Source organism: Mesorhizobium sp. CNPSo 4684, assembly GCF_057784315.1.
The window spans coordinates 1-13113 of record NZ_JBWLUX010000037.1 but is presented as its reverse complement, the minus strand read 5'-3'; the positions used below and the strand labels follow the sequence as shown (position 1 = coordinate 13113).

At 61.7% G+C, this 13113-nt stretch carries 20 protein-coding genes; 14 read left to right on the top strand and 6 right to left on the bottom strand.

Going from position 1 to position 13113, the window contains the following annotated elements:
- Positions 1-71: 71 nt before the first annotated feature.
- On the top strand, positions 72-1328 hold the full coding sequence (gene ilvA, locus AC04SG_RS27395; protein ID WP_488553595.1) for a threonine ammonia-lyase IlvA: 1257 nt from the start codon (positions 72-74) through the stop codon (positions 1326-1328).
- Positions 1325-1879: a DUF1697 domain-containing protein gene (locus AC04SG_RS27390; RefSeq protein WP_488553594.1), complete on the top strand. Its 555-nt coding sequence runs from the start codon at positions 1325-1327 to the stop codon at positions 1877-1879. Before ilvA ends, AC04SG_RS27390 begins: the two co-directional genes overlap by 4 nt.
- A gap of 2 nt (positions 1880-1881) precedes the next feature.
- On the opposite strand, the gene AC04SG_RS27385 is transcribed toward AC04SG_RS27390, so the two are convergent.
- On the bottom strand, positions 1882-2172 hold the full coding sequence (locus AC04SG_RS27385) for a DUF2218 domain-containing protein (protein WP_192251546.1): 291 nt from the start codon (positions 2170-2172) through the stop codon (positions 1882-1884).
- Between the two features lie 132 nt (positions 2173-2304).
- On the bottom strand, positions 2305-2745 hold the full coding sequence (locus AC04SG_RS27380; RefSeq protein WP_488553593.1) for a VOC family protein: 441 nt from the start codon (positions 2743-2745) through the stop codon (positions 2305-2307).
- Between the two features lie 359 nt (positions 2746-3104).
- On the opposite strand from AC04SG_RS27380, the gene AC04SG_RS27375 reads away from it, so the two are divergent.
- From AC04SG_RS27375 to AC04SG_RS27350, 6 genes are all read left to right on the top strand, one after another.
- Positions 3105-3701 (top strand): cold-shock protein, encoded by a 597-nt coding sequence (locus AC04SG_RS27375; RefSeq protein ID WP_352560906.1) that lies wholly within the window; start codon positions 3105-3107, stop codon positions 3699-3701.
- 123 nt (positions 3702-3824) lie between these two features.
- Positions 3825-4400 carry a DUF192 domain-containing protein gene (locus tag AC04SG_RS27370; RefSeq protein WP_488553592.1) on the top strand — a complete coding sequence of 192 codons (576 nt, stop codon included), beginning with the start codon at positions 3825-3827 and terminating at the stop codon, positions 4398-4400.
- A 9-nt stretch (positions 4401-4409) separates the two neighbouring features.
- Entirely contained in the window at positions 4410-5177 is a 768-nt protein-coding gene (locus AC04SG_RS27365; RefSeq protein WP_488553591.1) for an alpha/beta fold hydrolase, read from the top strand.
- Positions 5178-5243: 66 nt separating this feature from the next.
- Positions 5244-5570: a hypothetical protein gene (locus AC04SG_RS27360; protein WP_488553590.1), complete on the top strand. Its 327-nt coding sequence runs from the start codon at positions 5244-5246 to the stop codon at positions 5568-5570.
- A 48-nt stretch (positions 5571-5618) separates the two neighbouring features.
- Positions 5619-5774, top strand: coding sequence for a hypothetical protein (locus AC04SG_RS27355; protein ID WP_488553589.1), 156 nt, complete (start codon positions 5619-5621; stop codon positions 5772-5774).
- A 15-nt stretch (positions 5775-5789) separates the two neighbouring features.
- Positions 5790-6119 (top strand): GNAT family N-acetyltransferase, encoded by a 330-nt coding sequence (locus AC04SG_RS27350; protein WP_488553588.1) that lies wholly within the window; start codon positions 5790-5792, stop codon positions 6117-6119.
- 30 nt (positions 6120-6149) lie between these two features.
- Here the strand turns inward: AC04SG_RS27350 and AC04SG_RS27345 are convergent, their stop codons facing one another.
- On the bottom strand, positions 6150-6758 hold the full coding sequence (locus AC04SG_RS27345) for an HD domain-containing protein (RefSeq protein ID WP_488553587.1): 609 nt from the start codon (positions 6756-6758) through the stop codon (positions 6150-6152).
- A gap of 111 nt (positions 6759-6869) precedes the next feature.
- Between AC04SG_RS27345 and AC04SG_RS27340 the strand changes: the two genes are divergently transcribed.
- From AC04SG_RS27340 to AC04SG_RS27330, 3 genes are all read left to right on the top strand, one after another.
- Positions 6870-7496: a VOC family protein gene (locus tag AC04SG_RS27340; RefSeq protein ID WP_488553586.1), complete on the top strand. Its 627-nt coding sequence runs from the start codon at positions 6870-6872 to the stop codon at positions 7494-7496.
- 192 nt (positions 7497-7688) lie between these two features.
- Complete coding sequence (gene cysE, locus AC04SG_RS27335) at positions 7689-8537, top strand: serine O-acetyltransferase (protein WP_112563436.1); 849 nt, start codon at positions 7689-7691, stop codon at positions 8535-8537.
- Between the two features lie 153 nt (positions 8538-8690).
- Positions 8691-8894 carry a DUF3126 family protein gene (locus tag AC04SG_RS27330; RefSeq protein WP_112563401.1) on the top strand — a complete coding sequence of 68 codons (204 nt, stop codon included), beginning with the start codon at positions 8691-8693 and terminating at the stop codon, positions 8892-8894.
- Between the two features lie 261 nt (positions 8895-9155).
- Here AC04SG_RS27330 and AC04SG_RS27325 read toward each other — a convergent pair whose 3' ends face one another.
- Positions 9156-9881 carry a hypothetical protein gene (locus tag AC04SG_RS27325; protein WP_488553585.1) on the bottom strand — a complete coding sequence of 242 codons (726 nt, stop codon included), beginning with the start codon at positions 9879-9881 and terminating at the stop codon, positions 9156-9158.
- Between the two features lie 118 nt (positions 9882-9999).
- Between AC04SG_RS27325 and AC04SG_RS27320 the strand changes: the two genes are divergently transcribed.
- Entirely contained in the window at positions 10000-10368 is a 369-nt protein-coding gene (locus tag AC04SG_RS27320) for a DUF6949 family protein (RefSeq protein ID WP_488553584.1), read from the top strand.
- Between the two features lie 100 nt (positions 10369-10468).
- Positions 10469-10996 (top strand): gamma carbonic anhydrase family protein, encoded by a 528-nt coding sequence (locus AC04SG_RS27315; RefSeq protein ID WP_488553583.1) that lies wholly within the window; start codon positions 10469-10471, stop codon positions 10994-10996.
- 45 nt (positions 10997-11041) lie between these two features.
- Here AC04SG_RS27315 and AC04SG_RS27310 read toward each other — a convergent pair whose 3' ends face one another.
- Entirely contained in the window at positions 11042-11632 is a 591-nt protein-coding gene (locus tag AC04SG_RS27310) for an ankyrin repeat domain-containing protein (RefSeq protein WP_488553582.1), read from the bottom strand.
- Entirely contained in the window at positions 11629-11997 is a 369-nt protein-coding gene (locus AC04SG_RS27305; protein ID WP_488553634.1) for an HNH endonuclease, read from the bottom strand. Before AC04SG_RS27305 ends, AC04SG_RS27310 begins: the two co-directional genes overlap by 4 nt.
- A 384-nt stretch (positions 11998-12381) precedes the next feature.
- Here AC04SG_RS27305 and AC04SG_RS27300 point away from each other — a divergent pair, with 384 nt between their 5' ends.
- Positions 12382-13032 (top strand): hypothetical protein, encoded by a 651-nt coding sequence (locus AC04SG_RS27300; RefSeq protein WP_488553581.1) that lies wholly within the window; start codon positions 12382-12384, stop codon positions 13030-13032.
- The last annotated feature ends 81 nt before the right edge of the window (positions 13033-13113 follow it).

Here is a 13113-nt window from a genome sequence, read left to right as displayed (position 1 = left end):
GCGGCATCGGTGGCCGCAAACGGCGAATTGTGCAATAGGCTTGGCATTCCAACCACGTGATCACGGGCGCCATGAACAGTTTCTCCTCCCGCGTCGCCATTGCTGCCGCAGCGATCCGCGAAATCTTTCCCGAAACGCCGCTGCAGGAAAACGACTATCTGTCGAAGAAGACCGGGGCGCGGGTGCTGTTGAAGCGCGAGGATCTTTCACCCGTGCGCTCCTACAAGATCCGCGGTGCCTTCAATTTCTTCCGCAAGGCGCTGGCCGCCGGCAACGAGGCTGAGCTTTTCGTCTGTGCTTCGGCCGGAAACCATGCGCAAGGCTTTGCCTTCGTGTGCCGCCATTTCGGCAAGAAAGGCGTGGTGTTCATGCCGGTGACGACGCCGCAACAGAAGATCGACAAGACGCGGCTGTTCGGCGGCGAGTTCGTCGAAATCAGGCTGGTCGGCGACTTCTTCGACGACTGCTACCGCGCCGCCTTCGAATTCACCGAGAGTTCGGGCGCGCATATGGTGCCGCCCTTCGACCACAAGGATATTATCGAGGGGCAGGCCACCGTTGCCTATGAGATCGCGGACCAGATGCCCGGCGCGCGCATGCCCGACATCATCATGCTGCCGGTCGGCGGCGGCGGCCTGGCGGCCGGGGTGACGCACTATTTCGCCGACCAGCAGCGCGAAGCCCGCTACGTCTTCTGCGAGCCTGCCGGGGCGCCGAGCCTGCATGAGAGCCTGGCCAGCGGAAAGCGTATCAAGCTCGCCAATGTCGACAACTTCGTCGACGGCGCGGCGGTGGCCGAGATCGGCCGCGAGCCGCTGCGTTACCTCAAGGAGTTCGCCGCTGACGCCGTGCGTCTGATCCCCGAGAACCGGCTCTGCGCCACCATGATCGAAATGCTCAACATCGAAGGCGTGGTGCTGGAGCCGGCTGGCGCGTTGGCGATCGATGCGCTGAAGGATTTTTCGCGGAAGGAGATCCGCGGCAAGACCATCGTCGCCGTGGTGTCGGGCGGCAATTTCGATTTCGAGCGGCTGCCCGATGTGAAGGAGCGGGCGCTGCGCTTCGAGGGCCTGAAGAAATACTTCATCATCCGTTTCCCGCAACGGCCGGGCGCGCTGCGGGACTTCCTGGAAATGCTCGGTCCCGACGACGACATTGCCCGCTTCGAATATCTGAAGAAATCGGCGCGCAATTTCGGTTCGGTGCTGATCGGCATCGAAACAAAGGACCGGCGCAATTTCGACCTGCTGAAGGCGAATTTCGAGGCCGAGGGCGTTCACTATCAGGACATCACCGACAACGAGACCCTGGCGGGGTTCATCATATGAGCGCCACGGTCTTTGTTGCGCTGTTTTCCGGCATCAATGTCGGCGGCAACCGGATCGTCAAGATGGCGGAGTTGCGGGCGTTTTTCGAGGAACTCGGCTTCACCGATGTCGCCAGTTATGTGCAGAGCGGCAACGTCGTGTTCCGCGCCAAGAAGGGAGATGCGGTCACGCTGACCAAACAGTTTGAGGCAGCGTTCGAGAAGAAATGGGGCTTTCATTCGCGCATCATGGTGCGCGATCTCGGCTGGTTCGAACGGCTGGTGAGTGAAAATCCCTATCCGGAAGTGGCCGGCGACCCGACCAAGCTTCACGCGTATACGCTGGAGCGCCAGCCGACAGCGGACGAAATTGCCAGGCTTGCCGAAAAGTGCACCGGCCCCGAAAGCTTTGAGGTCAAGGGCGATGTGCTCTACCTCAAGGCACCCGATGGGCTTGGCAAATCGGTGTTCGCCAATCTTATTCCACGTGTGCTCAAAGTACCGGGCACCGCGCGCAACTGGCGTTCGGTGCTGGCGCTGCTGGAGATGGCCGGTCAGGCCGGCGCCAAATAGAGTTATGCCGGCGCGTGCTTCCAATCGAAGATGAGCTCTTCGCGGAAAGCAAAACGTTTGATGTGATCGGCAACCACACTTTCCAGGCGCTCCAGCGATCCGCCTTCATCCGTCGACACCGTTATATGCAGCGCTGCCGCATCGGCATCGAGAACCGTGCGGCCGAGCGACAGATCGATGGTGCCATGGTTTGGATCGAACTCGACGGGAAATTTGTGTGCCCAGTGCTTGCAAAGCTGCTGCAGATAGCGGCTGGCATAAGCGGTGGTGACATCGACACGGCTGGTCGGCATGAATGAATTCTCCTGGCGGAGCGCTGGCTTTGACTGGCTCGCGCGTCAGGCAGGTAAATAGGTGCGGTCGCCCGAAATGGCAAAGGCGGCCGGCTTGGTCGCGCGGCCGCCTCGCTCAAGATGGCGTGATCGCTACCAGGTGCCGGTGTTGGGCATCGACGCCCACGGCTCGGCCTTGGGCTTGGCCGGTCCCTTCTGTAGCAGCTCGAACGAGATGCCGTCCGGCGACTTGACGAAGGCCATGTTGCCGTCGCGCGGCGGCCGGTTGATGGTGACGCCATTGTCCATCAGATGCTGGCAGGTGGCGTAGATGTCGTCGACCTCATAGGCGAGGTGGCCGAAATTGCGGCCGCCCTTGTAGTCCTCCGGATCCCAATTGTAGGTCAGTTCGATCAGCGGTGCCTTTTCGGCGATGCCGCTGTCGACGTCCTCGGAGGCGGCGAGGAAGATCAGCGTGAAGCGGCCCTGCTCGTTTTCGTAGCGGCGCACTTCCTTCAGGCCGAGCTTGTTGACATAGAAATCGAGCGAGACATCGACGTCGGCGACACGGACCATTGTGTGGAGGTAGCGCATAGGATTTCCTCGGGGATGTTTGGGTTGCGAGGCAACATAGGGTCCACCCCGCCGAAGGGCAACGAGCATCGGACCGAAAAAGCGGTGGCCGGTTTTGGAAAAGTCAGATTGCTCTGACAAAAGCGTCGGACGCCAAGTGGTTGCCGATTCCGGCAAAATCCTGCGCAAATTGCCGACCGGTTGACGGCCTGGACAGATCGTCATTGCGGCCGGCAGCAACGCCGGCAAACAACATATCAGTTATTCTTGTATCCAACCGTGAAAAAAGGCACGGCAGGTCTTGCACACCCGGGAAGCGGCGGTGTTAATCTGATGTCAAGAATCACTTGCGGTTTTGTTGAAAAAAAGGGGGCGTTCTTATGGGGGATAGGGCCTCTTTCACGAGGCGGGATGAGAACCTTGACGACGCCCCGCAGCGCGACAGTAGCGGTGATACCGCCGATCTGGTCGAAATCGCCGGCGCCATCAAATGGTTCGACGTGGCCAAGGGCTACGGCTTCATCCTTCCCGATGACGGTTCTTCGGGCGACATCCTCCTCCATGTGACCTGTCTGCGAAAGGACGGTTTCCAGACTGCGTTGGAGGGCGCGCGTGTCGTGTGCCTCGTCAAGCACGGCGACCGCGGCTTGCAGGCGTTCCGGGTGCTGTCCATGGACACCACCACCGCGATCCATCCGGCCGAGATGCAGGAACAGCGCACCCATGTGTCGGTGACGCCGGAAAGCGGTCTCGAACGGGCGCTGGTGAAGTGGTTCAACCGCACCAAGGGCTTCGGCTTCCTGACCAGGGGCGAGGGCACCGAGGATATCTTCGTCCATATGGAGACGCTGCGCCGCTACGGCATCACCGAACTCAGGCCCGGGCAGGTTGTTCTGGTGCGTTTCGGACGCGGTGACAAAGGCCTTATGGCTGCCGAGATTCACCCCGATATGGGCACCTTGCCGGTCGCGCATTAGGACGCGAGCCATCCCGACGAATTCGGGACGGCTCTCTTTCCTTGTTTTCTTGGTTTCACCACGATCTTATCCGAATACCTGAGACCACTTTTCGGGATCATGGTTTCCGGTCGAGGATTTCAGATGGCGCACAGGAACTGGCTGACAGCAGGCGCGCTCTGCGTCATCGTTGCCGTGGCCGCCGGCGCCTACTTCTATTCGGGGCGGCCGACCGCATCCCAGCAGGCTCCCGCCGGCGACAGCCAGGCGATGATCCTTCCCGTCGATCCGACACCGCTGGTGGTGGCGACGAAAGGCGGAGACAAATCCTTCACCATCGAAGTCGCGAACACCGAAGCGGAGCGCGAGGCCGGCCTGATGTATCGCCAGGACATGGCGGACGATCATGGCATGCTGTTCGTCTTCGAGATGCAGAAGCAGGTCGGCTTCTGGATGCGCAACACGCCGATGCGGCTCGACCTGATCTTTGTCGGCCAGGACGGCAAGATCCGGGCGGTCAAGCATGGCGAGCCTCAATCGGACGCGATCATTTCACCAGGTGTACCGGTGCGCTTCGTGCTTGAGCTCAAGGCCGGTACCGCCGCCAAAAACGGCATCGAATATGGCGATCAGCTGCGCCATCCGGCCGTTGGCACGGTGCCCGGGCCTGGCATGCCGCCGGCGGACAAGGGCGATTCGCCCACGCCCGGCGCCGGCTGAGCGGCGTCGATGCAGTTCTTTTCGCATGACGGGTTCGATCTCGCCTTCCTCGACCGCCAGCCGGCGTCGGGTAAGGGCGATCCGGTGCTGATGATCCACGGCTTTGCCTCCAGCCATTATGTCAACTGGGTATCGCCGGGCTGGTTCAAGACGCTGAACGACGCCGGCTACCGCGCCATCGCCTTCGACAATCGCGGCCATGGCTCGTCGTCGAAGAGCTATGACGAGGCCGACTACACGCCGGCCAAAATGGCCTCGGATGCGGCAGCGCTGCTCGACCATCTCGGCATCGATCGTGCGCATGTCATGGGCTATTCGATGGGCGCGCGCATCTCGGCGTTCCTGGCACTGTCCGATCCGGACAAGGTGGCGACGCTGGTCTTCGGCGGCCTCGGCATCGGCATGGTCGACGGCGTCGGCGACTGGGACCCGATCGCCGAAGCGCTGCTGGCCGATGATCCGGCCGCCACCAGCCATCCGCGCGGCCGCTCGTTTCGCGCCTTCGCCGATCAGACACGCAGCGACCGCCGGGCGCTGGCGGCCTGCATCGCAAAGTCGCGTGAACTGCTCAGCGAAGATGACATGACGCGCATCGCCCAACCGACGCTGATTGCCGTCGGAACGACAGACGATATAGGCGGTTCGCCCGATGAACTTGCCGCGCTGATGCCGAACGCCAGGGCGTTTCACATCGATGGCCGCGACCATATGCTGGCCGTCGGCGACAAGACCTTCAAGCAGCGCGTGCTGGAGTTTTATGCCGAAAATCCGCTCTGAGGCGGACGGCAAGGGGGCAATGTGGCGCAATGGGGAAGGGGCGCGGCCGCCGTTCCAGGCGAGGTCGTGCCGACAAAGCTCGGCAAACGTTCCGTTATGCTGGCGCTGGCCGCCTTCGTCGCCGGAGCGGTTGCGATCGCCATCATGGTGGCGATGCCGAGCGACGCATCGCAGCTTGCGCAGGGCGTTGCGACGGGCTTCTTCATGCTGGTGTTTCTGCTGGCAGCTCCGGTGGCGCATGTCGCCGGCGTGGTCTTCGGCGTGATGGCGCTGGCGCGCTCCAACGACAATCGCGGGCTTGGTCTGCTGGGGATTGTGCTGAACGGGCTGTCGGTGGCGGCTGGGCTGGCGCTGCTGGCGGCAATGGCATCGACGATCGGCGCTTTCACGTGATTGCGCGGGAGCTGCCGCCCTGCTGCTTTTCGCGGTCTTGGTGCCGCTTTGGTTGATCTTCTCGTCACCTACATGGAAATGCGCCAGGCCAATCCGGCGCCTGCCCGCGTCCAGCCGGCAGCCAGCGCCTCGGTTGCGCTGGAGAGGCTGAACAGCGCCAGTTACATCAGCCTCTACCGCGCCGTCGGCGAGCCTGTGCAGTAGGACCAGCGGCTGCGCATGGCGGCTGACGACCTCGAGCGCCTGCTGGCGCTGCCGTCGACACACATTCACGTGCTGCGCGTTGGAGGCGAGGCAGCCGGCCTGTGCGAATTCAACGGCGTCGGTCAGCCCGACGTCGAGCTGGTCCATTTCGGACTGGTTCCCGCTTTCCAGGGCCGCAGGCTCGGGCCGTTCCTGCTCGACCGGGCGCTTCGCGCCGTCTGGTCGCATGCGCCGCAAAGGGTCTGGCTTCATACGGACACCTATGACCATCCGTCCGCGCAATCGGTCTATGGGCGCGCAGGTTTCAAGCCGTATGAGCAGCGCATGGAAACTTTTCCAGACTAGCCGGGCTTCCCTCCGGGAGTTTCTGGTCAGTCAACCGCTCAGAGCCTCGATCGAGCGCGCGATGTTTTGCCTCGCCTGCGGTTCGAACCGCTGCCGGAATTCATCTGTGTGGAAGATGTGGCCGCGGGCGAGAAAACTCTTCAGGACGGTGCCGCGGCCGGCGCGCCACATCGGCTCCTCGACCCAGGCATATTCCCGTCGGACCGCGCGCTCATAGGCGTCGAACGCATCCGGCTCGGCGCCCAGGATCGACAGATCCATGTCGAGGAAGAGGCTGGCGTCGCGTATTGCCGCTGCATCGTCGAAGGACGGCAGCTGGTGCGTTGACGTGGCGAGGATCATCGCAGCGATGCGGCTCAAGCGTTCCGAATCGGTGCGTCCAGCCAGGTCTTTCTCGGCAAGGGCCGCACTTTGCGCCTCATTGTCCTTGGCCTTGCTGTCATAGATGGCGTCGTGGAACCAGATTGCGGCTTCGACGGCATCGGGGTCATCCAGCAATGCGCGATAGTCCTCGGCCAGCGCCAGCATCGCCTCGATATGTCTAAGGTTATGGTAGTGGCGGTCTTCGGCCCGATAGAGCTCCGAGAGTTGCCGCTTCAGCGGTTCGTCGATCAAGGGCTGGTCTTTCAAGTTTGTCATGCGTCCAGTTAACCGATCTCAACCCCTCGGAGTCAAAACCAATCATTTCAAACCTTGCGCGGGCCGGGGCTCTGGGGAATGTTGCCATTCCATTCAACTGAGGAGGCTGACATGACGAATACCGTGCCGGGACCGATCGACATGAAGCTGGAGGCTGTCATCATTGCGGTTGCGGATGCCGAGCGCTCCAAGCGGTTTTATGGTGGTCTCGGTTGGCGGCTCGATGCCGACTTCGTCGTCGGCGATGCGTTTCGGGTGGTGCAGTTCACGCCACCGGGTTCGCCATGCTCGATCCATTTCGGCAAGGGCCTGACGACAGCCGCGCCAGGCTCGGCAAAGGGACTTTATCTTGTCGTATCCGATATCGTGGCGGCGCATGCCGAACTCGTGGCGCGCGGCGTCGAGGCGAGCGAGGTGTTCCACCGTACGGGCCCTGGGCAGCCGCCGGTCAGCGGCAGACATCCGGAAGGGCGCAGCTATTCCTCCTATGTCACGTTCAGCGATCCGGACGGCAACAGCTTCATCGTGCAGGAGATCACCCAGCGTCTGCCGGGCCGCGTGGACGCCAGCGACACGATATTCACCTCGTCGGGCGAACTTGCCGCGGCACTGCGACGCGCGGCGGCGGCACATGGCGAGCACGAGAAGCGGACCGGCGGACAGTACGATGTGAACTGGCCCGACTGGTATGCGGAATATATGGCAGCGGAACAGGCCGGAAAGCCGCTGCCGACCTGAATGGCCCGGCATCGCGCGGGTCCGCCGGCCCGTTTCCTGGGCGGCGGTGATCAAGGGTTCGTTTTCCATGGAGGCTTGAATCTGCGTGAACCAAATCCATTTGATCAGTGACTAAGGAAAATTGAGTTCAATCGTGCTATGATCTGGCCTATATGTGCGGCCGGACAACAAGCCGGCAGGCCGGAGACGTCGATGAACAGCATTACGATTGCCCGCCCGACAATGGTGCAGCCGGTCGATCCGATCTGGCGCTCGATCCGCGACGAGGCGATGGAAGCGGTCAACCGCGACCCGCTTCTGGCGGCGTTCCTCTATTCGACCATCCTCAACCAGGAGAGCCTGGAAGAGGCGGTCATCCACCGGCTGGCCGAGCGGCTTGCGCACCAGGACATCGGTTCCGACCTCATCCGCCAGACCTTCAAGTCGATGCTGGCCGACGACAAGGAATGGTCGTCGATCGTGCGTGTCGACATCCAGGCCTATTACGACCGCGACCCGGCCTGCGACCGCTTCATCATGCCGGTGCTCTATTTCAAGGGTTTCCACGCCATCCAGACGCACAGGCTGGCGCATTGGCTGTGGAACCAGGGCCGCAAGGACTTCGCACTCTATCTGCAGAGCCGCTCGTCCTCGGTGTTCCAGACCGACATCAACCCGGCCGCCCGTATCGGCAAGGGCATCTTCATCGACCACGCCACCGGCCTCGTCGTCGGCGAGACGGCGGTGATCGAGGACGACGTGTCGATCCTGCACGGCGTGACGCTGGGCGGCACCGGCAAGGCCGGCGGCGACCGTCACCCCAAGATCCGTTACGGCGTGCTGATCGGCGCCGGCGCCAAGATCCTCGGCAACATCGAGGTCGGCCATTGCTCGAAGATCGCGGCAGGCTCTGTGGTGCTGTCGCCGGTGCCGCACAACAAGACGGTTGCCGGCGTACCGGCCCGCGTCGTCGGCGAGACCGGCTGCGACCAGCCTTCGCGCCAGATGGACCAGCTTTTGCCGTCGCAGTCGATGGACCAAGTCGTCAGCTTCGACATCTGATTTGCACGATCCGGTGTGCCGGGCTGAAGTCCGGCTACCGGCGCTGTTGCCCCTTAACTTCGCGTTCTATCCAGCCGGCTTGCCTTTACATCGCCATTGTCGACGTGCCAGAAGCGCGTTCCAACGAGCAAGCCCGACGATCGGAGAAGACTTTTGAAGCCGGACGAAATCAGAAAGCTGGACGCCTATTTCAAGCGCGTCTTCCACAATCCCAAACTCGAAGTGAAGGCGCGGCCGCGCAAGGAAGATTCGGCCGAGGTCTATGTCGGCGACGAGTTCCTCGGCATCGTCTTCAAGGACGAGGACGACGGCGACTACAATTTCTCGATGGCGATCCTCGACATCGATCTGGCCTGAGCCAGACAGCCACAGACCTTTGCGATTGCCGACAGCCCGTCGCGCCATCGTCATCCCAGGGCAAAGCAGCCGCGCAGCGGCGTCGCGGAGACCCTGGGATCCATGCCGCGGCATCGCCCAGCAACGCGGCGGTCCAGAACTGCCTTCTCTGCTCTTCCAACAGCGAATTCTGCACCGCTTCGCCGCCTGAAGGGCACGGAATGGATCCTCGGGTCTGCGCGATCGCTTCGCGCCCGCTCCGCCCGTGGATGACGAATGGGGCTATCTCGCTGCCTTGAGGACACGCGTGGCCTCGGCGACGATTGCCGCGTCAAGCGTCGGCCAGTTGCCCAGAAGTTCCCGGGGAAAGCGGTAGGTCAGGCTGAGGCTGTCGCCGACCTGGATGTCGCGCTCGCAGGGCGCCAGCGATTCCTCGGCACTCGGTCCGCTCAGGCAGCGGGCGACGAACGGATCCTTGCCGGCGCGGCCGGCAACCGCAAGCACCTCGCTGAGATAACCTGATTTTTCGCTGAAGCCGTAAATCATCGTGCCGCCGGGGCCGGGCGTTCCGGGCTGGCTGATCAGCGCGCTGTAGATCGGTGCGAAACGGCCGCTCATGTCGCGCGACATCATCTGCGGTTCGAACGACAGGAAGATGATGTTTTTGGCCGTTCCCGTGTGGTTGAAGTCGTCGCGGGCGGCTTCGCTGTAACCTTCCATCTGGGGATAGCGCAGATAGAGGTCGAGGCGCGAAGCGATGCCGTCGCGGCGCGCCTGCAGGAAGCGGATGGCGTTGGCCGGCACGGCAATGACATTGTTGCCGATCACCACACGATGGACCGTGGTGTCGTCGGTATAGCCGGCCATGGCGATCGAGCGGCCGAACCATTTGCCGCCAAGGCTGATCGCCAGCGACAACAGAGCCAGTGCCGCAAAGGCATAAAACACCCGCTTCATCAGCACGGAATCGACGACGTTGAATTCTTCGGCGGTCGCTGCCTGCTTCATCGCAATCCCCACAATGGCCGCCGCTCCTGTCCTTGGACGGCACACATGCCGCGGCATGGCTCTTGCTGCGCGGCTGTCGGATGCGACTGTGCGATTTCATGGTAAACGGAAGGTAAAGATGAGCCTGCTGCTGCCCGTTCTCTTCGCTTTTGCTGTCGGGCTCACCGCCTGCGGGCTCACCGGCTCCGTGATGGAACTGGTCGCGGGCCGCCGGCTGGCCTTTGTCGAACCCTATGTATCGCCGTCGCACATCCTGCGCTCGCTGGCTGCGACCGCTTGCGCCGGGCCGTTCATGCTGGCCAACGATGCGCTGGATGCGCGGCGCGAGGGCCGCATTTCGACGCTGATGCTGATGTCCTGCGGCTGCACCGTGATGGCCTGGGCGCTGGCGCTGGGCATCGTGCTGATCGCCATTGCCTCGTGGGGCGTCGGCTCACCTGGAGCAGTTCAGCTCCTGGTGGAATCGCTGGCCCGATATTTGTCTTGAACGGAAAACCGCTACGCGATTTTCCCTAGGAAAAACCGCCACGCGGTTTTCCTTGGATTGTTTTAGGGTTCGTTCCGCCTGAGACGAATCGGAGACTAAAATGCCGACCTATGCGATCGACGGAAAGGCGCCCCGTTTCGAGGATGCCGACAGCAACTGGATCGCGCCCGACGCGACGTTGATCGGCGACATCAAGGTCGGCCGCAATGCCGGATTCTGGTTTGGCGTGGTCATCCGCGGTGATAATGAGCCGATCGTTATCGGCGCCGACAGCAATGTCCAGGAGCACACGGTGATGCACACCGACCCCGGCTTTCCCCTGACAATCGGCCAGGGCTGCACCATTGGCCACCGCGCTCTGCTGCATGGCTGCACGATCGGCGACAACAGCCTGATCGGCATGGGCGCCATCGTCCTCAATGGCGCCAGGATCGGCAAGAACTCACTGGTCGGCGCCGGCGCGCTGGTCACCGAAGGCAAGGAGTTCCCCGATAATTGCCTGATCGTCGGCTCGCCCGCGCGGGTGATCAGGCCGCTGGACGACGCCGCAATCGCCAGGTTGCGCGTCTCGGCCGCGCACTATGTCGCCAACGGCAAGCGGTTCAAGGCCGGGCTGAAAGAGACGTAAGGCCAGCCGGCCAAGCCTTGTCGCCGGCGGTAGATTGCGCCCAACTCACCGTCTGTCGGAGCCGCGCCCGGCCATTGCATCGCGCAGCAATGAAGCGCCGGCTTCAAAGCCGGCATTGTCGGCTTCCTCAAGGGGCGTCGTATTGTCATCAATCCGCGTTTCGAGCGCCGGGTCGGCGCCTGCGGCCAAAAGAAGGCGGATCGCATCGACACTGCGGATGGCCACCGCATAGTGAAGCGGCGTCCAGTCGTTCACGCCCCGCATGTCAGGGTCGGCGCCACCGTCGATCAGCACCCTGACAATTTCCAGCCTATCGGTTCGGTCGGTGGACAGCGCGGCAATGATTGCCGGAAACCCACCGTGGTCCTGATAATTCGGATCCGAGCCGGCATCCAGCAAGGTCGAGATAAAGCCGACGGGGCTCCAATAGATCGCATATTCCAGCGGATGCCCGAGGCCGAGTTCGAATGGCATGCGCTCGTCGAACCAGCGGGGCGAGCCGCCCAATGCCACGCCGAGCCCCTCGAAATCGCCGGCCTTGAAGGCATCGTCGATCGTCTTGAACAGGCGATGGCGCTCGCATCGATCTTCCGGGATTTCCAACATCGCCGTGATCCAGGGGGGGTGATCGCTCATACTGCAGCGATCAATTGCCATTTGGAAGCTGGAAGGCACTGGCTCTGTCCGAGGTTCGCAGCGGCCACGAGCTTCCGACGGATCGCCTGGGTGCCATGCAACAAGTGATGGCACTCAGGCGGATGCCATTTCCCGGCCGCTATTCGCCTTCGGACGTGCTGCCGGTAGGCAGTAGGCGACAAGACAGTTCGCATCTTATGGCGGGTCTGATTGCAAAATTCGCAAGCTGCAACGAGGTTTTCCTTTGTGTCTTTGCCGCCGTCCATTCGAGGCTCCAGATGTTCTGCGGTGCAGCGGAATCGATCGAGCAATCCGACAGGGAGATGATAACGCTTAGAAAACGGCGCCGGATCTCCATCCCACATCGGAAAGTTGCAGTAGAAGCATAGCCAATTCTGCTTGTTGGCTTGCGCAATCCTGAAGCTTGCTAGTCTGTTTGATTTGCACATTGCACACATCCTTGCTTCATCAACATGAAGCGGATGTGCAGCAACCGGTCAGCGATTGCCCCTTATTCGGAAGGGATATCCCTCGCACGAGACGACACTCTGTAGAGCGCCACTCCGCAGTATTTAGTGGTAGATGCCGAGCTTAAGAACAGCATCCATTAGGTCACCCACAACGGCTCCCAGACGAACTTTAGAACGTCTCCACACAGTTATGATATTCTGGAATTCAGCGACGATCAAGTCGATCTGTGCTCCTGGTGCATGGGGAGCGGTTGTCCGAGCGGTCTAAGTGGAAATCCCATGGGTCGGGTAAAGCAAAGGTACAACCGACGTGAAGCTGAAGTGCGTTTCGAGCGCGTATATGAAGTCGTCAACGGCGATCGGTGCATTTATTGCGGGATTCCGAATGACGGCAAATCTGACCATCAACCCCCAGTGTACGTCCTTCACAGGTTTGCAGAAGGCGGGCTGGTCACGAAGAGGGCAATCCGGGAGCATTTCGGCCAATGCAAGCTGGTCCCTTGCTGTACCATATGCAACATGGGTCTTGGTGCCTATCAAGGCTCCGACGACAATCGCCGGCGGCAGGAGATTGTGAACTGGTTCCTGGTGGACGACCGATACCCGGAAGACAAGATCGTCTTGGAGATCGGATACCGGCTGATCCAAGACCGTCTTCAAGGCAGACGAGGAGAGGAAATTTACAAGTTTCCCGGCGTTGGCCGCATCATCTACATCCACGCCTTGACTGGATTGATCGAAGGAGAGTTCAGCGGTCCCGCCGAATTTCCAGAATGGTTGCAGGTGACGCAATCCGAACTGGCCGAGTGGCTACGGGGAGCACCAAGACGCAAGTCGCGCTACTTTCTGGATATGGCAAATCTGGAGAGCTACGAACTGGTGCCCGACGCCCGCGACGATCCTCGCGGTCAGTTCAAAGCTCAACAATAGCAAGATTTCAAAGGGTTACCGCAGAAATGGTGGAGCCGGCCCGGGGACGGGGCCGGCTCCTAAAACCCGGTCGTTGGGGAC

What these genes read in the sequence shown, in the direction of transcription:
- ilvA (WP_488553595.1), top strand. Translation starts at nt 72, where the DNA reads ATGAACAGTTTCTCCTCCCGCGTCGCCATTGCTGCCGCAGCGATCCGC.
- AC04SG_RS27350 (WP_488553588.1), top strand. Translation starts at nt 5,790, where the DNA reads ATGGCGGCTGACGACCTCGAGCGCCTGCTGGCGCTGCCGTCGACACAC.
- AC04SG_RS27300 (WP_488553581.1), top strand. Translation starts at nt 12,382, where the DNA reads ATGGGTCGGGTAAAGCAAAGGTACAACCGACGTGAAGCTGAAGTGCGT.
- AC04SG_RS27315 (WP_488553583.1), top strand. Translation starts at nt 10,469, where the DNA reads ATGCCGACCTATGCGATCGACGGAAAGGCGCCCCGTTTCGAGGATGCC.
- AC04SG_RS27340 (WP_488553586.1), top strand. Translation starts at nt 6,870, where the DNA reads ATGACGAATACCGTGCCGGGACCGATCGACATGAAGCTGGAGGCTGTC.
- AC04SG_RS27370 (WP_488553592.1), top strand. Translation starts at nt 3,825, where the DNA reads ATGGCGCACAGGAACTGGCTGACAGCAGGCGCGCTCTGCGTCATCGTT.
- AC04SG_RS27385 (WP_192251546.1), bottom strand. Translation starts at nt 2,172, where the DNA reads ATGCCGACCAGCCGTGTCGATGTCACCACCGCTTATGCCAGCCGCTAT.
- AC04SG_RS27365 (WP_488553591.1), top strand. Translation starts at nt 4,410, where the DNA reads ATGCAGTTCTTTTCGCATGACGGGTTCGATCTCGCCTTCCTCGACCGC.
- AC04SG_RS27325 (WP_488553585.1), bottom strand. Translation starts at nt 9,881, where the DNA reads ATGAAGCAGGCAGCGACCGCCGAAGAATTCAACGTCGTCGATTCCGTG.
- AC04SG_RS27310 (WP_488553582.1), bottom strand. Translation starts at nt 11,632, where the DNA reads ATGAGCGATCACCCCCCCTGGATCACGGCGATGTTGGAAATCCCGGAA.
- AC04SG_RS27345 (WP_488553587.1), bottom strand. Translation starts at nt 6,758, where the DNA reads ATGACAAACTTGAAAGACCAGCCCTTGATCGACGAACCGCTGAAGCGG.
- AC04SG_RS27375 (WP_352560906.1), top strand. Translation starts at nt 3,105, where the DNA reads ATGGGGGATAGGGCCTCTTTCACGAGGCGGGATGAGAACCTTGACGAC.
- AC04SG_RS27305 (WP_488553634.1), bottom strand. Translation starts at nt 11,997, where the DNA reads ATGTGGGATGGAGATCCGGCGCCGTTTTCTAAGCGTTATCATCTCCCT.
- AC04SG_RS27390 (WP_488553594.1), top strand. Translation starts at nt 1,325, where the DNA reads ATGAGCGCCACGGTCTTTGTTGCGCTGTTTTCCGGCATCAATGTCGGC.
- AC04SG_RS27380 (WP_488553593.1), bottom strand. Translation starts at nt 2,745, where the DNA reads ATGCGCTACCTCCACACAATGGTCCGTGTCGCCGACGTCGATGTCTCG.
- AC04SG_RS27320 (WP_488553584.1), top strand. Translation starts at nt 10,000, where the DNA reads ATGAGCCTGCTGCTGCCCGTTCTCTTCGCTTTTGCTGTCGGGCTCACC.
- cysE (WP_112563436.1), top strand. Translation starts at nt 7,689, where the DNA reads ATGAACAGCATTACGATTGCCCGCCCGACAATGGTGCAGCCGGTCGAT.